This is a genomic window from Streptomyces sp. NPDC019531 (assembly GCF_044903305.1).
In the GTDB taxonomy this organism is placed as follows: domain Bacteria; phylum Actinomycetota; class Actinomycetes; order Streptomycetales; family Streptomycetaceae; genus Streptomyces.
Window position 1 is genome coordinate 143,007 of the sequence record NZ_JBJDQL010000008.1, and the last position, 23,394, is coordinate 166,400.

Annotated in this window: 25 protein-coding genes and 1 pseudogene; 10 read left to right on the forward strand and 16 right to left on the reverse strand. The window is 70.9% G+C overall.

Annotation, left to right across the window (positions count from 1 at the left end):
- Positions 1–18: 18 nt before the first annotated feature.
- Entirely contained in the window at positions 19–879 is an 861-nt protein-coding gene (locus ACI2L1_RS13020) for a prepilin peptidase (protein WP_404739504.1), read from the reverse strand.
- Between the two features lie 273 nt (positions 880–1,152).
- Here ACI2L1_RS13020 and ACI2L1_RS13025 point away from each other — a divergent pair, with 273 nt between their 5' ends.
- Positions 1,153–1,371 carry a hypothetical protein gene (locus ACI2L1_RS13025; RefSeq protein WP_404739385.1) on the forward strand — a complete coding sequence of 73 codons (219 nt, stop codon included), beginning with the start codon at positions 1,153–1,155 and terminating at the stop codon, positions 1,369–1,371.
- A 20-nt stretch (positions 1,372–1,391) separates the two neighbouring features.
- On the opposite strand, the pseudogene ACI2L1_RS13030 reads toward ACI2L1_RS13025, so the two are convergent.
- Positions 1,392–1,571 (reverse strand): annotated as a pseudogene (locus tag ACI2L1_RS13030) (serine/threonine protein kinase); the annotation flags it as partial.
- A 224-nt stretch (positions 1,572–1,795) separates the two neighbouring features.
- Between ACI2L1_RS13030 and ACI2L1_RS13035 the strand changes: the two are divergent.
- Positions 1,796–3,040 carry an RNA-guided endonuclease InsQ/TnpB family protein gene (locus ACI2L1_RS13035; protein ID WP_404739386.1) on the forward strand — a complete coding sequence of 415 codons (1,245 nt, stop codon included), beginning with the start codon at positions 1,796–1,798 and terminating at the stop codon, positions 3,038–3,040.
- A gap of 116 nt (positions 3,041–3,156) precedes the next feature.
- Here the strand turns inward: ACI2L1_RS13035 and ACI2L1_RS13040 are convergent, their stop codons facing one another.
- On the reverse strand, positions 3,157–3,540 hold the full coding sequence (locus tag ACI2L1_RS13040) for a hypothetical protein (RefSeq protein WP_404739387.1): 384 nt from the start codon (positions 3,538–3,540) through the stop codon (positions 3,157–3,159).
- Between the two features lie 67 nt (positions 3,541–3,607).
- Between ACI2L1_RS13040 and ACI2L1_RS13045 the strand changes: the two genes are divergently transcribed.
- Positions 3,608–3,766, forward strand: coding sequence for a hypothetical protein (locus tag ACI2L1_RS13045; protein WP_404739388.1), 159 nt, complete (start codon positions 3,608–3,610; stop codon positions 3,764–3,766).
- A gap of 60 nt (positions 3,767–3,826) precedes the next feature.
- Here the strand turns inward: ACI2L1_RS13045 and ACI2L1_RS13050 are convergent, their stop codons facing one another.
- Positions 3,827–4,675, reverse strand: coding sequence for a menaquinone biosynthetic enzyme MqnA/MqnD family protein (locus ACI2L1_RS13050; RefSeq protein WP_404739389.1), 849 nt, complete (start codon positions 4,673–4,675; stop codon positions 3,827–3,829).
- A 285-nt stretch (positions 4,676–4,960) separates the two neighbouring features.
- On the opposite strand from ACI2L1_RS13050, the gene ACI2L1_RS13055 reads away from it, so the two are divergent.
- Positions 4,961–5,164 (forward strand): cold-shock protein, encoded by a 204-nt coding sequence (locus ACI2L1_RS13055; RefSeq protein WP_003992177.1) that lies wholly within the window; start codon positions 4,961–4,963, stop codon positions 5,162–5,164.
- 108 nt (positions 5,165–5,272) lie between these two features.
- Here ACI2L1_RS13055 and ACI2L1_RS13060 read toward each other — a convergent pair whose 3' ends face one another.
- Entirely contained in the window at positions 5,273–5,836 is a 564-nt protein-coding gene (locus ACI2L1_RS13060) for a helix-turn-helix domain-containing protein (protein ID WP_404739390.1), read from the reverse strand.
- Between the two features lie 68 nt (positions 5,837–5,904).
- On the opposite strand from ACI2L1_RS13060, the gene ACI2L1_RS13065 reads away from it, so the two are divergent.
- From ACI2L1_RS13065 to ACI2L1_RS13075, 3 genes are read left to right on the forward strand one after another with little or no spacing between them, the layout of a single operon-like run.
- Entirely contained in the window at positions 5,905–6,573 is a 669-nt protein-coding gene (locus ACI2L1_RS13065; RefSeq protein ID WP_404739391.1) for an AzlC family ABC transporter permease, read from the forward strand.
- On the forward strand, positions 6,570–6,884 hold the full coding sequence (locus tag ACI2L1_RS13070) for an AzlD domain-containing protein (RefSeq protein ID WP_404739392.1): 315 nt from the start codon (positions 6,570–6,572) through the stop codon (positions 6,882–6,884). Before ACI2L1_RS13065 ends, ACI2L1_RS13070 begins: the two co-directional genes overlap by 4 nt.
- Positions 6,885–6,915: 31 nt before the next feature.
- Positions 6,916–7,554, forward strand: coding sequence for a class I SAM-dependent methyltransferase (locus tag ACI2L1_RS13075; protein ID WP_404739393.1), 639 nt, complete (start codon positions 6,916–6,918; stop codon positions 7,552–7,554).
- Here the strand turns inward: ACI2L1_RS13075 and kstD are convergent.
- Entirely contained in the window at positions 7,551–9,281 is a 1,731-nt protein-coding gene (gene kstD / locus ACI2L1_RS13080; RefSeq protein WP_404739394.1) for a 3-oxosteroid 1-dehydrogenase, read from the reverse strand. The genes ACI2L1_RS13075 and kstD overlap by 4 nt on opposite strands.
- Positions 9,282–9,611: 330 nt before the next feature.
- Between kstD and ACI2L1_RS13085 the strand changes: the two genes are divergently transcribed.
- Positions 9,612–10,505 carry a LysR family transcriptional regulator gene (locus ACI2L1_RS13085; protein WP_404739395.1) on the forward strand — a complete coding sequence of 298 codons (894 nt, stop codon included), beginning with the start codon at positions 9,612–9,614 and terminating at the stop codon, positions 10,503–10,505.
- Between the two features lie 39 nt (positions 10,506–10,544).
- Here the strand turns inward: ACI2L1_RS13085 and ACI2L1_RS13090 are convergent, their stop codons facing one another.
- Both ACI2L1_RS13090 and ACI2L1_RS13095 read right to left on the reverse strand, forming a co-directional pair.
- Positions 10,545–12,458, reverse strand: coding sequence for an AMP-dependent synthetase/ligase (locus ACI2L1_RS13090; protein ID WP_404739396.1), 1,914 nt, complete (start codon positions 12,456–12,458; stop codon positions 10,545–10,547).
- A 240-nt stretch (positions 12,459–12,698) separates the two neighbouring features.
- Positions 12,699–14,663, reverse strand: coding sequence for an AMP-dependent synthetase/ligase (locus ACI2L1_RS13095; protein ID WP_404739397.1), 1,965 nt, complete (start codon positions 14,661–14,663; stop codon positions 12,699–12,701).
- A gap of 286 nt (positions 14,664–14,949) precedes the next feature.
- Here ACI2L1_RS13095 and ACI2L1_RS13100 point away from each other — a divergent pair, with 286 nt between their 5' ends.
- On the forward strand, positions 14,950–16,233 hold the full coding sequence (locus tag ACI2L1_RS13100) for a 3-oxoacyl-ACP reductase (protein ID WP_404739398.1): 1,284 nt from the start codon (positions 14,950–14,952) through the stop codon (positions 16,231–16,233).
- 32 nt (positions 16,234–16,265) lie between these two features.
- Positions 16,266–17,159 (forward strand): MaoC family dehydratase, encoded by an 894-nt coding sequence (locus tag ACI2L1_RS13105; RefSeq protein ID WP_404739399.1) that lies wholly within the window; start codon positions 16,266–16,268, stop codon positions 17,157–17,159.
- Here ACI2L1_RS13105 and ACI2L1_RS13110 read toward each other — a convergent pair.
- The 8 genes from ACI2L1_RS13110 to ACI2L1_RS13145 form a co-directional block, all read right to left on the reverse strand.
- Positions 17,136–17,825, reverse strand: coding sequence for a TetR/AcrR family transcriptional regulator (locus ACI2L1_RS13110; RefSeq protein ID WP_404739400.1), 690 nt, complete (start codon positions 17,823–17,825; stop codon positions 17,136–17,138). The genes ACI2L1_RS13105 and ACI2L1_RS13110 overlap by 24 nt on opposite strands.
- 45 nt (positions 17,826–17,870) lie before the next feature.
- Positions 17,871–18,182: a DUF4229 domain-containing protein gene (locus tag ACI2L1_RS13115; protein WP_404739401.1), complete on the reverse strand. Its 312-nt coding sequence runs from the start codon at positions 18,180–18,182 to the stop codon at positions 17,871–17,873.
- A gap of 96 nt (positions 18,183–18,278) precedes the next feature.
- Positions 18,279–18,803: a GNAT family N-acetyltransferase gene (locus ACI2L1_RS13120; protein ID WP_404739402.1), complete on the reverse strand. Its 525-nt coding sequence runs from the start codon at positions 18,801–18,803 to the stop codon at positions 18,279–18,281.
- 58 nt (positions 18,804–18,861) lie between these two features.
- Complete coding sequence (locus ACI2L1_RS13125; protein ID WP_404739403.1) at positions 18,862–19,509, reverse strand: UdgX family uracil-DNA binding protein; 648 nt, start codon at positions 19,507–19,509, stop codon at positions 18,862–18,864.
- A 53-nt stretch (positions 19,510–19,562) separates the two neighbouring features.
- Positions 19,563–20,726 (reverse strand): aminofutalosine synthase MqnE, encoded by a 1,164-nt coding sequence (gene mqnE / locus ACI2L1_RS13130; RefSeq protein ID WP_404739404.1) that lies wholly within the window; start codon positions 20,724–20,726, stop codon positions 19,563–19,565.
- Positions 20,727–20,764: 38 nt separating this feature from the next.
- Entirely contained in the window at positions 20,765–21,220 is a 456-nt protein-coding gene (locus ACI2L1_RS13135; RefSeq protein ID WP_362670801.1) for an Lrp/AsnC family transcriptional regulator, read from the reverse strand.
- 58 nt (positions 21,221–21,278) lie between these two features.
- On the reverse strand, positions 21,279–21,962 hold the full coding sequence (locus ACI2L1_RS13140) for a UbiX family flavin prenyltransferase (protein WP_404739405.1): 684 nt from the start codon (positions 21,960–21,962) through the stop codon (positions 21,279–21,281).
- A gap of 74 nt (positions 21,963–22,036) precedes the next feature.
- A complete protein-coding gene (locus tag ACI2L1_RS13145; protein WP_404739406.1) occupies positions 22,037–23,275 on the reverse strand; it encodes an RNA-guided endonuclease InsQ/TnpB family protein in 1,239 nt (412 codons plus the stop codon).
- Positions 23,276–23,394: the final 119 nt, after the last annotated feature.

Sequence of the window (23,394 nt, forward strand, 5' to 3'; positions counted from 1 at the left end):
CCTCCGACAAGCCCGACCTCAGGCCGCGTACGCGCCCATCAGCAGCCCCGCGTACGCCCCCGCGATCAGGAACGGCCCGAACGGGATCGCCGTCCTGCGCCCCGCCTTCCCTGTGAGGACGAGGACACCGCCCCAGAGCGCGCCGAACAGGAAGCCCGCGAAGGTGCCGAGCAGCACGGTGTCCCAGCCGTACCACCCGAGGACCGCCCCTGCCGCGAGCGCCAGCTTCACATCGCCGAAGCCCATGCCGCCGGGGTTGATCCGCCACAGCACGTAGTAGCCGCCGCCGAGCGCGAGAGTGCCCCACAGTGCCGTCTGCCAGTTCCCCGTGTGCTCGGGGACCGCCGCGACCGCCCCGAGCAGTCCGAGCGCGGCGGCAGCGAGGGGCAGCGTCAGCACGTCCGGCAACCGTCGCACCCGCAGATCGACGAGGGCGAGCAGTACCCCTAAGGGCGTGAGCAACAGCCAGACGGCGAGTTCGGGCCGCGCGTCCGTGACGAGGGCGAGCACCGCGCACAGGAGCGCGGTGGCGAGGGAGACGGGGAGCGTACGAGGGCCGTACACCGACGCCTGCCCGGCGCTTGACGCCGACGGCTCACCGGCGGCTGGCGACGGCGGCTCGTCGGCGTTCGACGTCAGCGGCTCATCGGCGCTTGACGCGGGCGGCTGCCCCCCGGCCGACCTCGACGCACACCCGTCGGCCGACGCCGACGGCCGCTCGGCACTTGACGCCGACGGCTCATCGACGCTCGACGGGGACGCCTGCCCAGCGGTTGAGGACGACGCCTGCCCAACGGCCGACCCCGACGCGTCCCCCGCGCCTGACGCGAACGGCCGCTCGGCGCTTGACGCCGTCGACTCATCGGCGCCCGACGACAGAGCCTGTCCCTCCGTCGGCACCGGCGGCTGCCCGACAGCCTCGACCACGGCCGCCCCGCCCCCCTCCGCCGCACACCGCGCGCACCGCCCCCGCCCGAGCCATCCGCGGAGGGGATGCCCCCCGGGGCAGACTGCGCGCCAGTCCTCCTCCGGCGGGACGGAGAAGCGGTACGCCGCCCGCGGCAGGAGCGCCCCCGCGCCCGCGCCCCACAGCGCGGCCACGACGACGTGCAGAGCGGTCACGAGGGTGCGGTACGGCGTCGGGATCGCGGCATGCCGAGAGCGTACCCAGCCCGCGGCCCCGCACCGGGCTCCCGCCTCCGGGCCGCCCACCGACCCAAACACCGCAGCCGACCACCCGACCCGGCCACCACCCGTACGACGACCGCAGGCGGCGACAGCATCGAGTCCCAACGCGGAGTCACCGACCAGGCGAGTGACCACGACCCGCAGATCGTGCGGATCGACGTCAGCAGGTGCCGCGGGCACTGACCCGTCGGCACGGGCCCGCGCTACTCCACCTTGGACATCCGCGCTTCCGGGTACCCCTCCGCCGCACTCTCCGACGTGTACTTCAGGTCATCGCCGACCGGGGTGAGTCGGACGGTGTGGGCGGTGGGGTTGCAGCCCGCGTGGTTGTCCTCGGCACCGACCGCCGTCGTGACGAGCTCGGTGTCCGTGACCTTCTTCAGCCTGTTCTTGCGAGGAACCCCCGGGCTTCAGCCCTGGGAGGAATCGCATCCTTGTGGTTGCGGCGCGGAGCGCCGCGTATCGCTCCTGGGTTCACGGTCGCGGAGCGGCCGGGTGTCGTCTCCGGCGGAGCCGGGGGATCGTGCGCGGTGACGGATTCACCCGGTCGGGTGATCAAGGGCGAACGCGCGGCGGGTGATCGTACGGGTGTGTACGTTGGGTGATCGTGAAGCTGACCGTGCAGGTGAGACTGCTGCCGACGCCCGAGCAGGCGGCGGCACTTGAGGCGACCCTGCGCGCCTGCAACGAGGCAGCCACCTGGGCCAGCGGCGTGGCGTTCGAGAAGGACGTGAAGCGGAACTTCGCACTGCGCGAGCACACCTACGGCGAGATCAAGGCACGGTGGGGGCTGGGGGCGCAGGCCGCCCAGCATGTGATCAAGAAGACCTGTGACGCGTACGCCACACTCAAGGCGAACCTGACGGCGGGGAATCTGGGCAGGCCCGGTTCCAAGCGCTACCGCCGGGCCACCGAGAAGCCGCTTGTCTTCCGTCCGCAGGGCGCGCAGCCCTACGACGACCGGATGCTGTCCTGGCAGACGGCAGAGCGCCAGATCTCGATCTGGACCGTGGCCGCGCGTATCAAGGACGTGGCCTTCACCGCATCCCCGGAGCAGCTGGCCACGCTGGCCCTGTACCGCAAGGGCGAGTCGGATCTGCTGGTGCGGGACGGCATGTGGTTCCTCAACGCGACCTGCGAGGTTCCCGAGGCCGAGCCGAACACCGACCCGCATGACTTTCTCGGCGTCGACCTGGGCATCGTCAGTATCGCCACCACCTCGGACGGCGAGATCATGGCCGGGCGTGAGCTCAACCGCATCCGCACCCGGGAGCGGAAACTCCGCAGCAAGCTGCAGAAGAAGAACACCCCGTCCGCCAAACGTCGGCTGAAGAAGCGGCGGCGCAAGGAGGCGCGGCGGGCGAAGGACATCAACCACAAGATCGCGAAACATGTGGTGGCCGAGGCAGAACGCACCGGTCGCGGGATCGCCCTGGAAGACCTGACGGGCATCCGCGAGCGGGTACGGCTCCGCAAGCCCCAACGGGCCACCCACTCCAGCTGGTCCTTTCACCAGCTGGGGCAGTTCATCGCGTACAAGGCCCGCCGGGCGGGAGTGCCGGTGGTGCACGTCGATCCGGCGTACACCTCCCGTACCTGCGCCGAGTGCGGGCACATCGACCAGGCGAACCGGGTCTCGCAGGCCTGGTTCGCGTGCCGGTCCTGCGGATTCGTTGATCACGCGGACCGGAACGCCTCCCGCAACATCCGCGCCCGTGCGTGGGAGTTGTGGCGATGCGGGGCCCTGCCAACGGCCCCCGCCCCACCACCGGAGCACACACGCCGGGGTGGGGCCGGACGCGAACGCAGTACCACCGCCAGTGGTGCCCGTTGCGCAAGCCCGGCGCTTTAGCGCCGGGTAGTTGCCCGTGAGGATGTCCGTGCAGACCGCGCCGATCGCGTCGGTCTGCCGGAGCCAGCCCAACTCCTCGCCGACGCCGACCTGTTCGACGGTGATCCGGAAGGTCCCTATCGGCACACTCCCGTTGAGACCGCTGCCCTGACCCTCCCAGGTGCCGAGGTAGCGGGCGGGGACACCGCGGGCCCGCTCGCCGCCGCGCTGGACGACGGGGAGGCGGAGGTGGCGGACGCCGAGGGCGCGGAGGAGGCCGGTGCCGAGGAGTAGGCATCGGTGCCGGACCCGGCGTCGGAGCTCGCCGTGTCGTCCCCGCCCCGCCCCGGCAGCAGGTCGAACACGAACACCGACCCCACGGTCACCGCAGCCAGCGCACCCGCGACCGCGAGGGCCACGGTGCAACTCAGCCGACGGCCACGGCCGTTGTCGCGGGGCATGGACGTGGCGGCCAGGGAGACGGAGAGCTTTCCGGGACCGGGGCGCCGGTCGGAGGGCACGACCGTCTCCTGCGGTGCCGCGTCCCGGGGTTCGGGAACCAGGGGCACGCCCGTGGTGACCGGCGGCGTGACCGGGAACGCCGGAGCCCCGGCAGCGGCGGCCGGAGGCGCACCCGCGGACACAGCCGGCATCACCGGCGGCGGCCCGAACGCCCCGACCGAGCCCACGGAACCCGAGGACCCCACCGAACCCGGCCACCCCGACGCCCCCTCACCCACCGAATGACTGCTGAACCCCACCGGCCCCGACGGCTGCTCCCCCACCGCCTCCAGATTCAGATGCAGGTTACGGCCGAAGCAGTTCCACCTTCACGTCCCCCGGGAAACCCGTCGTGGGCCCGACCCGGCGCGCGAACTCCGCGACGGCGGCCAACTGCGGTGCCCCGAAGCGGAAGTCGAGCGTGGTGAAGTACTTCTCCAGGACCTGCTCGTCGAAGGCCTCCCAGCGGGCCGCCTGCTCGGCGACCTTGCCGACCTCGTCGAGGGAGAGGTTGCGGGAGGAGAGGAAGGCCTCGTGGACGCGCCGGGTGATCACCGGCTCGCGCTCCAGGTAGTCCCGCCGGGCCGCCCACACCGCGAAGACGAACGGCAGTCCGGTCCACTCCTTCCAGAGCGAGCCGAGGTCGTGCACTTCGAGGCCGAAGCGCGGGGCGTCGAGCAGGTTCGCCCGCAGGGCCGCGTCCCCGATGAGCACGGCCGCCTCCGCCTCCTGCATCATCAGGCTGAGGTCGGGCGGGCAGGTGTAGTAGTCGGGCCGGACGCCGTAGCGGTCGGCGAGGAGGAGCTGGGCGAGGCGTACGGAGGTGCGCGAGGTCGACCCGAGGGCCACTCTCGCTCCGTCCAGCTCGTCCAGCGGGGCCTGCGAGACGATGACGCAGGACATGACCGGGCCGTCGCAGCCGACGGCGATGTCGGGGAAGGCGACCAGGTCGTCCGCGTTCTTGAGGAACTCGACCAGGGTGATGGGCCCGATGTCGAGGTCTCCCTGCACCAGCCTCTCGCTGAGCTTCTCCGGGGTGTCCTTCGTGAGCTCGAAGTCGAGGAGCGTGCCCGTCCTCGCGAGCCCCCAGTACAGGGGCAGGCAGTTCAGGAACTGGATGTGGCCGACGCGCGGCCGGGTGCGAGAATTGTCCACATCGCGACACTAGACCCTTTGGGGTACGCTTCGGACTTCGGCCCCAGAGTCAACCCCTTCGCGATCTTCAAACATTCGGGTGACGTGATCTTGGCCTCTATTGCTTTCGGCTGCCTGCGTGCTAGGCTCGCCGCAAGTTGCAGTTTGGTTTCCCTTGCAGTACAGAGCCTGCGGAGCATGTAACCGCGGGCTCTAGTCGTTTTCAGACATATGCAGTTGTGCGGCACTGTTTTCACACTTGCAGGTTCTGGAGCAGGGCAACCCTTTTGGGCCCAAGGAGGGCTTATGGCTACCGGAACCGTGAAGTGGTTCAACGCCGAAAAGGGCTTTGGCTTCATCGCCCAGGAGGGCGGCGGCCCCGACGTCTTCGTCCACTACTCCGCGATCAATGCGAGCGGCTTCCGTTCGCTGGAGGAGAACCAGCAGGTCTCCTTCGACGTGACCCAGGGCCCGAAGGGCCCGCAGGCGGAGAACGTCACCCCCGTCTGAGCGATCCAGACTCCGAGGTGATCCTGCCTCTGATCCGGACCTGAAAGCAGTACCCAAGGAGCCCCGCGCCGCACGGCAGCGGGGCTCCTGCCTTTACCCGTACCGCCCTTACATGTGCTGCATGACCAGCACGAAGGTGGTGCCGGGGCCGAGCGCCTCGTACGAATGGGCCACATCACCGCGATATGTCATGTAGTCGCCGGGGTCCAGCTCGACCTCCTCCCCGACCGGTCCGGCCTTCACCCTCCCCGTGCTCACGATCAGGTGCTCCACGGTCCCCGGAATGTGCGGCTCCGATTCCCGTACGGCCCCCGGTTCGGCCCGCAGGTGGTAGATGTCCCGGCGCGCCCCGGGCGGGCTCGCGGACAGCAGCGTGGCCGCGTACTCGGCCTTCTCGGAGGCCACGGTCGGCCCCTGTCCCGCCCTGACCACCTGCACGGACGAGACCGGCGGCTCCACCAGCGCGCTGAACGGCACCCCGAGCGCCACCCCCAGCGCCCACAGCGTCTCCACGCTCGGGTTCCCGCTCGCCGCCTCCAGCTGGGAGAGCGTGGACTTGGCGATTCCGGCGCGCTTGGCCAGTTCGGAGAGGGAGAGTCCGGCACGGGTGCGCTCGCGCTTGAGGGAGGCGGCGATCCACTCCAGGGGGAGCCTGGGCGAGCTGTCGGCCATGTCGTTCGCTCCATCGGTACGATCGTTCGCCTTGACGAACATGGTCACTACCGTCCAGTGTAGTGAACATGCGTACGGCAGAGCGAACAGCCTTGGTCCGTGACAGTGCGCTCGTCTGGCTCGCGAGCGGAATCGTGGGCGTCTCCTTCGGCGCGATCGCCGTCACGGGCGGCCTTCCGGTGTGGGTGCCGGTGGTGATGTCCCTGGTGGTGTACGCGGGCTCGGCCCAGTTCAGCGCGGTGGGTGTGCTGCTGGCCGGGGGCGGTCCGGTCGCCGCGGCCGCCACGGGGCTCCTCCTGAACACCCGTACGGCGGCCTTCAGCCTCGCCGTCGCCGACCTCTTCGGCCCGGGCCGCCTCACCCGTCTCCTCGGTGCCCACCTGGTCACCGACGAGACGGTGGCCTTCGCCCTCGCGCAGCCGGACCCGGCCCGGCGCCGGGCGGCCTTCTGGGTCTCCGGACTCGGCCTGTTCGCCGTATGGAACGTGACCATCCTGCTGGGCGCGCTGGCCGGCAGTGCCCTGGGCGACACCGGCGCCTACGGCCTGGACGCCGCCTTCCCCGCCGTCCTCGTCGCCCTGGTCCTGCCGACCCTGCGCAAGGATTCCGCCGTACGACGTTCCGCGCTGCTCGGCACCGGCCTGGCCCTGGCGGTGACACCGACGGTCCCGGCGGGGGTGCCGGTGCTGGTGGCACTGGCGGGGCTGGTCGTCCACGGCGGCAGGAGGCCGGTATGAGCGCCACGGTGGCAATGATCCTGGCGCTGGCGGTCGGGACGTACGCCTTCCGGCTGGTCGGGCCGGTGCTGCACGGTCGGGTGGAACTGCCGCCGCGCGTGCAGGAGTTGCTGTCCGCCGCAGCCGTGGTGCTGCTGGTGGCGCTGCTGGCCACGGGTGCGCTGACGGAGGGCGGCGGCTTCGCGGGCTGGGCGCGGCCGACCGGAGTGCTGGTGGGGGGTGTGCTGGCGTGGCGGCGGGCGCCGTTCGTGGTGGTGGTGCTGGGGGCGGCGGGGACGACGGCGGTTCTGCGGGCGGCCGGAGTCGCTTGAGTGTCAGTGGGGGCGGCTAGGGTCCCCCGCCATGACCGACATCGACTTCGTGACCACCACTCGAACCTTCTACGACACCGTCGCCGAGGACTACGCCGCCCAGTTCCGCGACGGACTCGCCGGCTCTCCCCTGGACCGGGCGGTGATCAGCGGTTTCGCCGAACTCGTGGGCAGGGACGGCACGGTGGCCGATCTGGGGTGCGGGCCCGGGCGGGTCACGGGGTACCTCGCCTCCCTCGGGCTGTCCGTCTTCGGGCTCGATCTCTCGGAGTCGATGCTCACGATCGCGCGGCGGGAGAACCCGGGGCTGCGGTTCGAGCGGGGCTCGATGCTGGAACTGGATCTTCCGGACGGGTCGCTCGCGGGTGCCCTGTCCTGGTACTCCTCCATCCACACGCCTGTGGATGAACTCCCCCGCCTCTTCGCGGAGTTCCACCGGGTCCTGGCACCGGGTGGCCACCTCCTCGTCGGCTTCCAGGCCGGCGACGAGGACCGGCATCACGACGGGCCCTGGGGGCACCCCGTGGCGCTGACCTTCCTGAGGCGGCAGCCGGAGCAGATCGTCGAGTTGCTCCGCGCGGCCGGGTTCGCGCTCGTCTCACGGACGGTACGCGAACCGGACCGCGGGGAGGTGTCGCAGCAGGCGGCCCTGATCGTCCGGCGGGACTAGAGCACCCCGGCGATGTCCCGCGCCGCGACATACCCGAACGTCATCGCCGGACCGATCGTCGAGCCCGCGCCCGCGTAGCTGTGGCCCATGACCGCCGCGCTGGCGTTTCCGGCGGCGTACAGCCCCGGGATCACCGAGCCGTCTGGGCGCAGCACGCGGGCGCGGGCGTCGGTGCGCAGGCCGCCCTTGGTGCCGAGGTCGCCGGGGACGAGCCGGAAGGCGTAGTACGGGGGCAGCCAGAGGGGCGCGAGGCAGGAGTTGGGGAGGATGGCGGGGTCCGTGTAGTAGTGGTCGTAGGCACTGTCACCGCGACCGAAGTCCGTGTCGTCGCCTTTCAGGGCAAGGGAGTTGAAGCGGTCCACGGTGGCACGGAGCGCGGCGGCCGGGACGCCGATGGACCCGGCGAGGGCGTCGAACGACCAGGCCTTGTGGGCGGCGCCTGAGCCGTACCAGTCGTCGGGGAGGACGAAGGTCGGCGCGATGTCCTTGAAGAGGTACCGGTTGCGGTAGTTCTGGTCGACGATCAGCCAGGACGGGATGTCGGGGTCGGTCGGGTTCCGCTCGTACATGGTGTGGACGACGTCGCTGTAGGGCGCGGCCTCGTTGACGAACCGCCGCCCCGCCGCGTTGACGATGAGCCCGCCGGGGAGGGTGCGTTCGGCGAGGCAGAAGTACGGCTCGTCGGGCAGCGGGATCGCCGGTCCCCACCAGGCGTCCTCCATCAGCGCGACATCGGCGCCGAGGCGCTGCCCGGCCCGGATGCCGTCCCCGGTGTTCTCCTTCGCGCCGACGGTCCACTCCGTGCCGATGGGCTGCTGCTGGTACTGCGCCCGCATGGCCGCGTTGTGCTCGAAGCCGCCGGAGCCGACGATCACGCCTCGGCGTGCGCGGTAGAGCCCGCCGGGGGTGACGGCTCCGGCGACGGTGCCGTTCTCGACATGGAGGTCGGTGAGGGGGGTGTTGAGCCGGACGGGCACGTTCGCGTCCAGGAGCCCCTTCCTCAGCCCGGCCGCGAGCGACTGCCCCATGGTGAGCGGAGTCTGCCCGAGTACGGCCGCCCTTGTGCCCCGCGCCAGGCACTCGGCGGCGACGGCGGCGCCCTTGGCGCTGACGGCGGACAGGGCGAGCCACTTGTAGTCGGCGCTGAACACGACCAGACCGGCGGGGACTTCGAGGTACGGCGGGTTCAGGTGGGCGAGTTCGGCGCCGAGGATGTTGCCGTCGAGTTGGTCGGGTTCGATGGAGCGGCCGTTGGGGAGGCCGCCGGGGAGCTCGGGGTAGTAGTCGCTGTAGCCCTCCATCCAGCGGAAGCGGAGAGGGCTGTTGGCCATGACGGAGGAGATCATGGCGGGGCCGTGGGCGAGGAAGGCCTGCCGGCGGGCGGCGGGGACGTCCGGTCCTACGACGGCGGCGAGGTAGGCGGCCGCCTTGGCCGGGGTGTCCGGGACTCCGGCGGCGAGGATGACGGGGTTGTTGGGGATCCAGATCCCGGCGCCGGAACGGGCGGCGGACCCGCCGAAGGTGGGCGCCTTCTCCAGCACCACGGTGGTGAGCCCCTGCTTCACGGCGGTCAGCGCGGCGGTCATACCGGCGGCACCGGAACCGATGACGACGACGTCGTACGTCCCGAGAGTCGGCAAGTCGGCGGCGCTCACCCCCTGTTGCACCCCTGCGGCCACGGACAGCCCGGCCCCGGCGGCCAGCAGACGTCTTCGGGTCACGCTCATGGTCGGCCCCCTGCGGTTGGTATGGACGAAGGGTCCGGAACGTCCTGCGGGGGTCTTGAGAAGTCAAGAAGCGTGCGAGGCGCTCCGCTGGGGGCCTTGCGCCTATGAGGGTGCCTCGCTGCGCCGTCGGGCGAGTGCGGGTACTCGTGGCTGGTCGCGCAGTTCCCCGCGCCCCTTCGGAGCACGTCGGCCGCCGGATGTGGGTCGGCACCCGCCCCTTCCCGGGTGCGGGGCGGGTTGCCGCCCGGGCCCTGAGGAGATCGTCGTACGGGGGCTCGCCCTAGTCAATCCTAAGTATTTGTCGCTGGACCCAAGTGTTAGCTTGGGGCCATGACCCTGGATGACCTGCGTGTCTTCGTCGCCGTGTGCCGGGCGGGGAGCCTCAGTGCGGTGGCTCGGGACTTGGGGTGCACGCAGTCCGCGGTGAGCCAGCATGTGAAGCGGCTGGAGCGGGAGACGGGGGTCGGTCTGCTGGAGCGGCAGCCTCGGGGGGTCGTACCGACGCAGGCGGGGCGGGTGCTGGAGGCGGCCGCGGCGGAGGGGATCGCCGGGCTGGACCTCGCTCTGCGACGGCTGCGGGAGCTGGTCGACGGGGAGAGCGGTTCGGTGCGGGTGGCGACCGGCGCGACGACCGTACGGCATTTCATGTCGGAGGCGGTCGTCGCTTTCCGGCGGCAACACCCGCACGTCAGCCTGGAGTTCAGGACCGAGAGCTCCAGCCGGGCCTGTTTCGACGCGCTGGCCGACAGCAGTCTCGACCTGGCGTGGATCACGCTGGGGGCGCCGGCGCGCGGCGTGGAGCAGCGGCCGGTGAGGGAACTGCCGTGGGTGCTGGCGGTACGGGCGGACGATCCGTTGGCCGCACGGACCTCCGTGGAGGCGGCCGAGCTTGAGGGCCTGCGGCTGATCCGCCTCCCCCCGAATTCCACCTCCGCCGCTCATCTCGACGCGGTCTGCTCGGAGTTGGGCGTGCGGTTCGCCTTCGACACGAGCGTGGCCGACTGGGACACGGCGCTGCTGCTGGCCGAACTCGGGTTGGGGCGGGCGGTGGTGCCTTCCTTGCCGGGCCTGGACGTACCGGGCCGGGGCGACCTGCGGCTGGTCCCCGTGCCCGCGCTGCGTCCGCTCTCCGTCGGCTGGGCGGTACGCCGCTGGGACGCGCTGTCGCCACTCGCGCGGAAGTTCGCCGACACCGTGGCGGAGTTCTGCCGACCTGCGAGGTGACGCCCGGCTGCCAGGCCCCGCCGACGTCGCCCCAGCGGCTCAGCGCTCGTACAAGCCGTCGATCTCCCCCGCGAAGTCCCGCATCACGGCCTCGCGGCGGAGTTTCATCGACGGGGTCAGATGGCCCGCCGTCTCGGTGAGGTCGGACGGCAGGATCGTGAAGCGGCGGATCGACTCCGGGCGGGAGACCAGCTTGTTCGCCTCGTCCACGGCGCGTTGGAGGATGTGGCGCAACTCCTCGTCCTCGACCAGGAGTTCGGCCGGGACGGTGTGTTTGCCGTTCATCTGGCGCCAGTGGTTGACGCCGTCCATGTCGAGGGTGATCAGGGCCGAGATGTAGGGGCGGCGGTCGCCGAGGACCATGCACTGGGAGATCAGGGGGTGGGAGCGGAGCCAGTTCTCCAGCGGGGCCGGGGCCACGTTCTTGCCGCCTGCCGTGATCAGGATTTCCTTCTTGCGGCCCGTGATCGTCAGATAGCCCTCGTCGTCCAACTGGCCGATGTCACCCGTCGGGAACCAGCCGTCGGCCGAGGCGGGTGCCACCCCCTCGCCGTACGGGTCCCAGTAACCGCGGAAGACCTGGCCGCCGTTGAGCAGGATCTCGCCGTCCGCCGCTATGCGGACCCTCGTGCCGGGCAGGGGCCAGCCCACCGTGCCCAGACGGGGTTTCAGCGGGGGCGTGACCGTCGCCGCGCCGGTCGACTCGGTCAGGCCGTAACCCTCGTAGATCTCCATGCCCGCGCCCGCGTAGAACGCGGCGAGGCGGCGGCCGAGCGGGGAGCCGCCGGAGATGATGTGGCGGATCCGGCCGCCCATGGCGTTGCGGATCCGGCGGTAGACCAGCGGGTCGTAGAAGGTGCGGGCCGCCCTGAGGGCCGCGTTCGGGCCTGAGCCGGTGCCCGCGTGGCGCGACTCCATGGCCTCGCCGTGGCGCACGGCGACGCTCGCCGCGCGGTCGAACGCGGCGACCCGGCCGCCGCTCTCCGCCTTGGCGCGGGCGTTGTTGAAGACCTTCTCCAGCATGTAGGGGATGACGAGGAGGAAGGTCGGTTTGAAGGTCCCCAGGTCGGCCAGCAGGTCATCGGCCTGGAGGCTCGGCGCGTGGCCGAGGCGGACGCGGGCGCGGACGCAGGCGATGGCGACCATCCGGCCGAAGACGTGCGAGATGGGCAGGAAGAGGAGCGTGGCCGGGTTGTCGTCCGACTTCCCCTTGAAGACCGGGTAGAGGAGCTCGATCGCGTTGTCGACCTCGGTGAGGAAGTTGCCGTGGCTGAGGACACAGCCCTTGGGCCGGCCGGTGGTGCCGGAGGTGTAGACGACGGTGGCGACCGTGGCCGGGCCGAGCATCCCGCGCCGTACGCCGATCTCCTGCTCGGGAACGGACTGGCCGAGCTCCCCCAGCCGCTCCACATGCCCCTTCTCCATGATCCACATATGGCGGAGGTCCGGGAGACGGCTGAGTTCGGGGCCGAGCGCGGAGGCCTGGCCCGCGGTCTCCGTGACCAGGGCGACCGCGCCGGAGTCCTGGAGGATGAAGCGGGTCTGGAAGACCGAGGACGTGGGGTAGATCGGGACGGTCACCAGGCCCGCGGCCCACGCGGCGAAGTCGAGGAGGGTCCACTCGTACGTCGTACGCGCCATGATCGCGATACGGTCGCCCGGCATCAGGCCCTCGGAGATCAGGCCCTTGGCCACCGCCAGCACCCGCTGCGCGAACTCCGCAGCCGTCAGGTCGATCCAGCCGCCGTCCTCCGTGCGGCGGCTCATCACCCGCTGCTCCGGTGCCGCCTCCGCGTTGTCGAACGGCAGGTCGGCGAGCGAGCCATGGGTCACCGGCGGGGCGAGCGGCGGGACCGACACCTCGCGGACCTCTCCGTCCAGCCGCACGATCTCGGGCGCGACGAGCACCGGTTCACCGTCGTAATCGGTACCGGACGTGTAGGAGAGGGACATGAGCGACTCCTGGGGCGTGCAGCTGGATTCCGCACTTACTGCATGTGGTACGTGCGATGCGTGCCTGGGCGTTCACAGGGGGTGTACGCCCCAGGGGTTACCGCCGGTTAGCACGGTGATCCTAGGGGGCCCTCATGGGGGGCCTGTGCGCATTCCGGGGTTCTCCGGGGCCGGGCCTGTGCAGTATCGACCCGGAAGTGAACGCCTGTCAGCTCCTGTGCCGGTCTTTGTGGGCCGCGGTCAGCCGCCCGTCCGCCGCTTCGGGCCGAAGGCCGGTCCCGCGTACATCTCCTCGATCCACGACCCGAACTCCTCGGCGATGGCGTCCCGTTTGAGCTTCATCGACGGGGTCAGATGGCCCGCCTCCTCCGTGAAGTCCACGGGCAGCACGGCGAAGCGGCGGATGGACTCCGGGCGGGAGACCAGCTTGTTGGCCTCGTCCACCGCACGCTGCAGCGTGGTCCTCAAGTCATCGTCGTCCAGCAGGAGTTCGGCCGGGACCGGGTGCTTGCCGTGCATCCGGCGCCAGTGGCCGACACCCTCCATGTCGAGGGTGATCAGCGCCGAGATGTAGGGGCGGCGGTCGCCGACGACCATGACCTGGGAGATCAGGGGGTGGGCGCGGAGCCAGTTCTCCAGCGGGGCCGGGGCGACGCTCTTGCCGCCCGCGGTGATCAGCATCTCCTTCTTGCGGCCCGTGATGTACAGATACCCGTCCTCGTCCAGGTGCCCGAGATCGCCGGTGGCGAGCCAGCCGTCGCCGGTCGCGGGGGCGAGCCCGTCGCCGTACGGGTCCCAGTAGCCGCGCAGGACATGGTCGCCGGCCAGCAGGATCTCGCCGTCGGCCGCGATCCGGACCCGGGTACCGGGCAGGGGCCAACCCACGGACCCCATACGGGGTTTGAGCGGGGGCGTGATCGTGGCCGCGCCGGTCGTCTCGGTCAGGCCGTAGCCCTCGTAGATCTCTATGCCCGCGCCGGCGTAGAACGAGGACAGCCGCCGGCCCAGCGGGGAGCCGCCGCAGATCATGTAACGGACCCTGCCGCCCATGGCGTTGCGGATACGGCGGTAGACCAGCGGGTCGTAGAAGGTGCGGGCCGCCTTCAGCGCGGCGCCCGGTCCTGAACCGGTGCCCGCGTGGCGGGACTCCATGGCCTCGCCGTAGCGGCGTGCCACGCCCACCGCGCGGTCGAAGGCCGTCACCCGGCCGCCCGTCTCGGCCCGCGCGCGGGCGACGTTGAACACCTTCTCCAGCATGTACGGGATGGTGATGAGACAGGTCGGCCGGAAGCTCGCCAGGTCGGGCAGGAGCTCCTCCGACTTGAGACTCGGCGCGTGCCCCAGCCGCACCCGGGCGCGGATGCAGGCGACCGCGACCATACGGCCGAAGATGTGCGACATCGGCAGGAAGTGCAGGACCGCCGCCTCCTCGCTGGTCCGCGTCCGGAAGACGGGGTAGAGGAGCTCTATCGCGTTGTCGACCTCGGCGAGGAAGTTGCCGTGGGTGAGGGCGCAGCCCTTGGGGCGGCCGGTGGTGCCCGAGGTGTAGACGACGGTGGCCAGCGTGTCGGGGCTCAACACCCCCCGGCGTACGGCGACTTCCTGGTCCCCCACGTCCGTGCCGCACTCCGCGAGGCGCTCCACATGGCCGCGCTCGATGACCCACAGGTGCCGCAGGTCGGGCAGCTGGTTGAGCTCCGGGCCGAGGGCGAAGGCCTGCTCGGCGGTCTCGGTGACGAGGGCGACCGCGCCGGAGTTCTGGAGGATCCAGCGGGCCTGGAAGACCGAGGAGGTGGGGTAGATCGGGACGGTGACCAGTCCCGCGGCCCAGGCCGCGAAGTCGAGGAGCGTCCATTCGTAGACGGTCCGCGCCATGACGGCGAGCCGGTCGCCGGGTGCCAGTCCCTCGGCGATCAGTCCCTTCGCGACCGCCAGGACCTCGTCGGCGAACCGGGCCGCGGTCACGTCCGCCCAACGGCCGTCCTCGGTACGGCGGCTGAGGACCCGGTCGTCCGGGGCGACGCGGGCGTTGTCGAAGGGCAGTTCGGCGAGCGAGCCGTGCGTCGCCCAGGGAACGAAGGGGGGCACGGACACCTCGCGCGCCTCCCCGTCCACGGAGCGGATCTCGGGCTCCACGAGCACCGGTGTGCCGTCACGGGTCGTGGCGTGGACCGTCGCGGAGGAGAGCGGGTGCGAGGTGGACACGGTACGGCTCCAGAGGTTCACCAAGAGCGACCGGCGAAGAGTTTGCGCAGGTCAGGCAGGCGATGGTATTGCGTCCGCGTGAGGGCGAGGTGAGGGTGACGCGATGGTCCGACGGGGGAGATGTGCAGCCTCGTCGTACTTCTTGCGTCCGGGGCCCTACCGGACGGTATCCTGAACAATTTTCATCTTCGCCCAGCCTGACCGCACCGTCCGGTACCCCTCGATAACCAGCACTTACCTCGGGTAACCTTACTTTGCAGTAAGGGACCCACTGGGGGAGTTGGACATGGCCGACCGCTATCTGAGCTTCACCGGCACCGCGCCCGGCCGCTTCCTCACCCGGCGTCTGGGACTTCCGCAGCCGGCGGCGCTGCGGCGGTGGTCGGTGCAGGCCCCGGAGTTCGAGGGCGGGGTGCTGCTCCTCACGGCGGGCAAGTCGGAGCTGTCCGGGCTGGAGTTCCCCGCCCCGTCGGACGCTCCCGCCGCGATCCTCCTCGACGCCACCGGAGTCCGGGACGTCGAGGGACTCGCCGAGGTGCACGCCGCCCTGCACCCGGCCGTGCGGTCGGTCGCCGCGAGCGGGCGGATCATCGTCCTCGGGGCGCCGCTCGATCCCGCCGACCATCATCAGGCCGCCGTCCAGCAGGCCCTGGAGGGGTTCACCCGCTCGCTCGGCAAGGAGATCGGGCGGGGCAGAACGGTCAATCTCGTGCGGCTGTCGGATGCTTCGGCCGCGGAATCGACCCTGCGGTTCCTGCTCTCCCCCAAGTCCGCGTACGTCAGCGGGCAGGTGATCGAGGTCGGGCAGGCCGCCGGGGAGGCCGAGGTCGACTGGGAGCTTCCGCTCGCCGGGCGGACGGCTCTGGTGACCGGCGGTGCGCGCGGCATCGGTGCGGCGGTCGCCGAGACCCTCGCCAGGGACGGGGCCCGGGTCGTCGTACTCGATGTGCCGGGGGCGTCGGCGGATGCCGAGCGGCTGGCCGCGCGGCTCGGCGGGAGCGCCCTCGCGCTGGACATCACGGCGGCCGACGCGGGCGTACGAATCGCGCAGGCGCTGCCCGACGGGCTGGACGTGCTGGTCCACAACGCGGGGGTCACCCGGGACCGGCGACTGGTCAACATGCCCGCGGAACGCTGGAGTTCGGTGCTCGAAGTCAACCTGGCGAGCGTGCTGCGCACGACGGACGCGCTCTTGGACGCGGGTGCGCTGCGGCGCGGCGGGCGGATCGTCGCCACCGCCTCGATCGCGGGGCTCGCGGGGAACGCCGGGCAGACCAACTACGGCGCGAGCAAGGCCGGTGTCGTCGGGATGGTGCGCTCCCTGGCACCCAGGGCGCTGGCCGGGCACGGGGTCACCGTCAACGCGGTCGCCCCCGGGTTCATCGAGACGAAGATGACGGCGGCGGTCCCGCTGTTCATCCGGGAGGCGGGACGGCGGATGAACTCCCTCGCCCAGGGCGGGCTTCCGGCCGACGTGGCCGAGACGACGGCATGGCTCGCGCATCCGGCTTCCGGTGCGGTGAACGGACAGGTCGTGCGGGTGTGCGGCCAGAGCCTGTTGGGGGCGTAGTGGGCGGATACTCCGAAAGCGACGGAGGCGTGGTGGGCGGCGGCGGGTACTCCGGCGGCAACCGCTCCGGGAACACGCCGATCGTCCTCGACCGGCCCCCCGCCCTCGGCCCCCTCCTCGCCGCCGGCGCCCTGCGCTCACCGTTCAAACGGCCCGCTCCGGACGCGGAGTTCCCCCGCACCCGGCTGGTACTGCCCGGCCTGCGCATCGACCTCGCGCGGCTGGCGGCCTACGAGCGGGTGTGCGGGTTCCCCACCGGGGACGACGCGCTGCCGGTGACGTATCCGCATGTGCTGGGCTTTCCGCTGGCCATGCGGCTGATGAGCGGGCGGGGCTTCCCGCTGCCGCTGCTCGGGCTCGTGCACACGTCGATCGAGATCACCCGCCACCAGGCGCCGACGGCCTCCGGGGAGTACGAACTCACCGTGTACGTCGACGGGTTGGCGCCGCACCGACGCGGTACGGAGGCCACGGTGGTCACCGAGCTGCGGGTGGGCGAGGACGTCGTGTGGGAGTCCGTGAGCACGTATCTCGCACGGCACCGCACGGACGGCGCCGCCCACGGTTCGCACGGGGAGCGGGAGCCGGAGAAGCACGAGCCGTTGCCCGCGGTCGCCGAGTGGCGGCTGGCCGGGGACATCGGACGGCGTTACGGCGCCGCGTCCGGTGACCGCAACCCCATCCACCTGCACCCGCTCACCGCCCGCCTCTTCGGCTTCCCGAGGGCGATCGCGCACGGCATGTGGACGGTGGCCCGCTGCCTGGCCGCGCACGGCACGCCTCAAGCGGTGCTGGTACGGGCGGAGTTCAGGGCACCGGTACTGCTGCCGGGGACGGTGACGTACGCGGCGGACGGGGAGCGGTTCGAGCTGTGCGGCGGGGAGCGGGTGCATGTGGCCGGTTCAGTGGTCGCGCTCGCTCCCTGAGCTCGACCGAGGCCTCTGCTGGACCGTGACCGGGGCCTGCCACGGCCGCCCCTCCATCAGGTTGCCCAGGCCCGACCAGGCGAAGTTCATCAGGGTGGCCGTCGCCTGGCGGGCGCCGACGTCGGGGGTGGTGTTGGCCCAGGCCGCGAGGGACTCGGCGGCGCCGACGAGGGCCTCGGCGAGACCGGCGACCTCGCGTTCGGGCAGGTCGGGGTCGCGGTGGGCCCCACGGGCCGCGACCACGATCAGATGGGTCACGAACGCGACGATCTCCTCACGCATCGCGGTGACCTCGGCGGCGAACGCCTCGCCGTGGATACGGGCCTGCAGATGCAGCACGGACCAGCCGTGCGGGTTGCCCGCGGTGTGCGTGAAGAAGGCCAGCAGCCCGTCCCAGAGTTGCCGGTCGGCGGGCAGATCGGTACGAACACCTGTGCGCACGGCCTCGGTGAGCGCGGCGGCCTCGCGACGGATGCACGCGGTGAACAGGTCTTCCTTGGAGTTCAGATACAGATAGACCAACGGCTTGGACACACCGGCGAGTTCGGCGATCTCGTCCATCGAGGCCGCCATGTACCCACGCCGGCCGAAGGTCTCCACGGCGGCGTCCAGCATCTGCTGCTCACGCACGGCACGCGGCATCCGCTTGCTCTTCAGGGCACCCATGCGGCAAGAGTACGGTCACGCGGGACGGCGGCAGGGGCGTTGGGCTCAGGAAGCCTGCGGGGCCTGGCCCTGGGAGCGGCCCGCCTCGTCGACGGCCTCGTCCTCCTGGCTGCGGTTGGCCTCCAGGTTGGCCTTCATCCGGTCGACGCGCTGCACGACCTGGATGGAGGCGCGGTCGCGCTCCTTGCGCAGGACCACGAAGCTGATGGGGGCCGAGAGCAGCAGGGAGAGCAGGACGATCCACATGCCGTTGGAGTCGCCCAGGCCGCGCGGGGCGAGGCCGGAGTAGACGAGGCCCCAGACGACCACGAGGCAGCCCACCAGGATCCCGAGGCGCATCAGTGTGTAGCGGAGCATGTCAATCCACTCTTCCGTATCCGTATCGAACGGCCTGAACACCCCAAAGGGGCACCGTCCAGTGAAGCACGCCGGGCACCAGATCTTCGAAGGGGGTCAGCCGAGCGGCAGCAGCATGATGACGTCGTCGCGGTCGTCGCCGGGGGCGACCCGTATCGCGTCGGGTATGCGGCCGACCTCCTTGTAGCCGCAGGAGCCGTAGAAACGCTCCAGGCCGAGGCCGCCGCGGCAGGTGAGCCGTATCGCCTCGATGCCGTCGAAGGTGCGGGCCGCGTCCGCGGTGGCGGCGAGCAGTTCACGGCCGTAGCCCCTGCCCTGGTGTCGCGGGTGGACCATCACGGTGTAGGCCCAGACCCAGTGGGTCATCAGCCGATGTGTGTTGAAGGTGAGGAAGGCGGTCGCGGCCACCCGGCCGTCCTCGTCGCGCCCCACGAGCAGCCGGGTGCGCCCCTCGGCCATCGCGGCGAAGTGCTTCACCAGCTCCGGCCGGATCGTCTGCGGGTCCACCGGCGCGACGAACCCGACGGCGCCGCCCGCGTTGGACACGTCCGCCCACAGATCGAGCAGGCCGTCGCGCAGGTCGGGCGTGACGGCGGGGTCGAGGGTGAAGGTAAGGGGCATAGGGCGAGGCTAGCCATTACCCAAGTCCCACCTCAAGCGCGTTCCGACGTCACGTACGTCACCCCAGCGCCCTCGCGGCGACCTCCAGATCCGCCACCAGCCCCTGATAGGCGCTCTCCCTGTCCTCGGCCCGCAGCACGGCCGACGGATGCACGGTCGCCACGAGCCGCTCCCGCCTGCCGTGGATCTCCTCCTCCAGCACGGCCCCCCGCACCTGCGTCACCCGGAACGACGATCCGAGCAACGCCTTGCCCGCGGTGGCCCCGAGGACCACGATCAACTCCGGTTCGACGAGCTCCAGCTCCTTGGCGAGCCACGGCCCGCAGGCCGTCATCTCCCGCAGGGAGGGCGCCTTGTGGATACGGCGCTTGCGGGGCTCGGCCTGCGTGAACTTGAAGTGCTTGACGGCGTTGGTGACGTATGTGTCCGACGGGTCGATCCCGGCCTCTTCGAGCGCCCGGTCGAGCAGCTTCCCCGCCGGCCCGACAAAAGGCTTCCCTCGCCGGTCCTCCTGGTCACCGGGTTGTTCGCCTACGAGCATCAAGCTCGCGTGGGGGTCTCCGGCGCCGAAGACGGTCTGGGTGGCGTCCCGGTGGAGGGGACAGCCCCGGCATTCAGCCGCGGCCTTGCGCAGGGCGTCGAGACCGCCACGATCAGGCAGGAAGGGTTCGGCGGTGTAGGCATCCTCGGGGTCCTGCGCAGCCATGCGCCCCGAGTACCCACCCCAGGGGCGCCGCAGACGAGATACAACCGGAACCGTCAGACCCGCATCGGCTGAGGCGACTCCCGACGCCCCGCGTCCGGCCCGTCGTACTCGCGGATGATCTCGTACCGCGTGTTCCGTTCCACCGGGCGGAAGCCGGCATCCCGGATCAGGTCCAGCAGATCCTCGCGCGTCAGCTTGTTCGGCGTGCCGTAGTTGTCGGCGTCGTGGGTGATCTTGTACTCGACGACCGAGCCGTCCATGTCGTCCGCGCCGTGCTGGAGGGCCAGCTGGGCGGTCTGTACGCCGTGCATCACCCAGAAGACCTTGACGTGGGGGACGTTGTCGAACAGCAGCCTCGACACCGCGAAGGTCTTCAGGGCCTCGGCGCCGGTCGCCATCCGGGTGCGGGCCTGGAGGCGGTTGCGTACCTTGCCGTCCTTCAGGTCCACGAAGTCGTGCTGGTAGCGCAGCGGGATGAAGACCTGGAAGCCGTTCGTCTCGTCCTGGAGCTCGCGGAGCCTGAGGACGTGGTCCACGCGGTGGCGCGGTTCCTCGATGTGGCCGTACAGCATGGTGCTCGGGGTCTTCAGACCCTTCTCGTGCGCCAGGCGGTGGATCCGGGACCAGTCCTCCCAGTGGGTGCGGTGGTCCACGATGTGCTGCCGGACCTCCCAGTCGAAGATCTCCGCGCCGCCGCCGGTCAGCGACTCCAGGCCGGCGTCGATCAGCTCGTCGAGGATCTCGGAGGCCGACAGGCCGGAGATCGTCTCGAAGTGGTGGATCTCCGTCGCCGTGAAGGCCTTCAGGGAGACGTCCGGCAGGGCCGCCTTGAGCTCCCGCAGCGAGCGCGGGTAGTAGCGCCACGGCAGGTTCGGGTGCAGGCCGTTGACGATGTGCAGCTCGGTGAGGTTCTCGCCCTCCATCGACTTGGCGAGCTTCACCGCCTCCTCGATGCGCATCGTGTACGCGTCCTTCTCCCCCGGCTTGCGCTGGAAGGAGCAGTAGGCGCAGGACGCCGTGCACACGTTGGTCATGTTGAGGTGGCGGTTCACGTTGAAATGAACCACGTCACCGTTCTTACGGGTCCGCACCTCGTGCGCGAGGCCGCCCAGCCATGCCAGGTCGTCCGACTCGTACAGCGCGATGCCGTCCTCGCGGGTCAGCCGCTCACCGGCCGCGACCTTCTCCTCCAGCTCGCGCTTGAGCCCGACGTCCATTCCCACACCTTTCCTAGCCGACCTGTCCCACCGTACGTCTACGCCTCTTCGGGCAGTTCTCCGACCCGGTTCTCCCACTTCGTGGAGAGCACGATCGTGGTACGGGTCCGGGAGACGCCCTTCGTCCCGGACAGCCGCCGGATGATCTTCTCCAGGCCGTCCACGTTGTCCGCCCGCACCTTGAGCATGTACGAGTCGTCGCCCGCGATGAACCAGCAGTCCTCGATCTCCCCGAGATCCCTCATCCGGGCCGCCACGTCCTCGTGGTCCGCCGCGTCGGAGAGCGAGATACCGATCAGCGCGGTGACGCCGAGGCCGAGCGAGGCGGCGTCGACGGTGGCGCGGTACCCGGTGATGACACCGGCCGCCTCCAGCCGGTTGATGCGGTCGGTGACACTGGGTCCCGACAGACCCACGAGGCGTCCCAGCTCCGCGTAGGAGGCCCGGCCGTTCTCCCTCAGGGCCTGGATGAGCTGCCTGTCCACCGCGTCCATGGGATCGAAGCCTTCCGCTGAAGAGTTCCTGAAGTGATGAGAGGTACTGCCGCTTGCCTTACCGACCCGCCGTGCCGCCGCCCAGTTCGCCCTGCCAGCGCCGGTACAGGTCGTGTCCCACGCCCGCCGCGTCCAGCACCCGCCCGGCGACGAAGTCCACCAGGTCCTGGATGTGGGCGGCGCCCGCGTAGAAGGCCGGTGAGGCCGGGACCACGCTCGCGCCGGCGTCGTCGAGCGTGACGAGGTGCCGAAGGGTCTGGCCGTTCAGAGGCGTCTCCCGTACGGCGACGACCAGCGGCCGCCGCTCCTTGAGCGTCACGCTCGCGGCCCGCTGCAGGAGGTCCTTAGAGAGGCCGAGGGCGACCCCGGCGACGCAGGCGGTGGAGGCGGGGACGATCAGCATCCCCTTGCTCGGATACGACCCCGAGGACGGCCCCGCGGCCAGGTCCCCGGCGTTCCAGTACCGCACGGCGTCGGTGTCCGCCTCGAAGGTGCCGGGCTTCCCGTCGGCTCCCCGCGACAGCCATTCCCGCAGGTCGTCCTGCCAGTGGGCGTCCCGGAACGAGATGCCGGTCTCGTCGAGGAGGGTCAGCCGGGAGGCGCGGGACACGACCAGGTCCACGGACTCGCCCGCGCCGAGGAGCGCGCGCAGCACGGACGCGGCATACGAAGTGCCGGAGGCGCCGGACACCCCTACGATCCAAGGCGTACGCCGTGTCTCTCCTGGCTTGACTGGGTTCACGCCCCCGAGCCTATCCGGCGTCGCAGGTGGGAACCGGCCAAGGGGGTCCGGGCGTTCCTGTCAACTACCCGTCGCTAAAGCGGCGGGCTTGCACAGCGGGCGCCACTGGCTGTGGTGCTGCGCTTGCGTCCTGTCCCACGCCCGGGTTCGGGGAGTGGGTCTGGGGCGGTTGACTGCGCCCCGCGTCGCCACAACTCTTCCGCGCGAGCGCGGATGTTGCGGGAGCCGTTGCGGTCTGCGTGATCAACGAATCCGCAGGACCGGCACGCGAACCACGCCTGGGAGACGCGGTTCGCCCTGTCGATGTGGCCGCACTCGGCGCAGGTGCGGGAGGTGTACGCCGGATCGACGTGCACCACCGGCACCCCGGCCTTGCGGGCCTTGTACGCGATGAACTGCCCCAGCTGGGCGAAGGACCAGCTGGAGTGGGTGGCCCGTTGGGGCTTGCGAAGCCGTACCCTCTCACGAATGCCCGTCAGATCCTCCAGGGCAATACCGCGCGAGGTGCGTTCTGCCTCAGCCACCACATGTTTCGCGATCTTGTGGTTGATGTCCTTGGCCCGCCGCGCTTCCTTGCGCCTGCGTTTCTTCAGGCGACGCTTGGCGGACGGGGTGTTCTTGCGTTGCAGCTTGGTCCGGAGCGTGCGCTCGCGCAGCCGGGTGCGGTTGAGTTCCCGCCCGCCCATGATCTCGCCGTCACTGGTGGTGGCGATGTTGACAATGCCCAGGTCGATGCCGAGGAAACCGTCCGGGTCGGTGTTCGGCGGCGCTTCGGGTACCTCGCAGGTGGCCAGCAGGAACCACATGCCGTCCCGCATCAGCAGGTCGGATTCGCCCCGGCGATACAGGGCCAGGGTGGCCAACTGCTCCGGGGCGGCGGTGAACGCCATGTCCTTCACTCGCCCCGCCACCGTCCAGATCGACGCCCGCCGCTCGCCGACCTGCCAGGACAGCATCCGGTCGTCATAGGGCTGAGCGCCCTCGGGCCGGAACGCGACCGGCTTCTCGGTGGCCCGCCGGTACCGCTTGGACCACGGCTTGCCCAGGTTCCCCGCCTTCAGGTTCGCCTTCAGGGCGGCGTACGCGTCACACGTCTTCTTGATCACGTGCTGGGCGGCCTGCGCACCCAGCCCCCACCGTGCCCTGATCTCGCCGTAGGCGTGCTCGCGCAGCGCGAAGTTCCGCTTCACATCCCTGGCGAAAGCGACCCCGGAGGCCCAGGTGGCGGCCTCATTGCAGGCATGCAGAGTCGCCTCGAGTGCCGCCGCCTGTACGGGCGTCGGCAACAGCTTCACCTGCACCGTCAGCTTCACGATCACTTAACGTACACACACGTACGACCACCCACCGCACGTTCACTTCTGATCACCCGAACGGATGATCCCACCGCCGTACGGCAGCACCCCCGGCCCCGCCGCAGGACGGCGCCCGG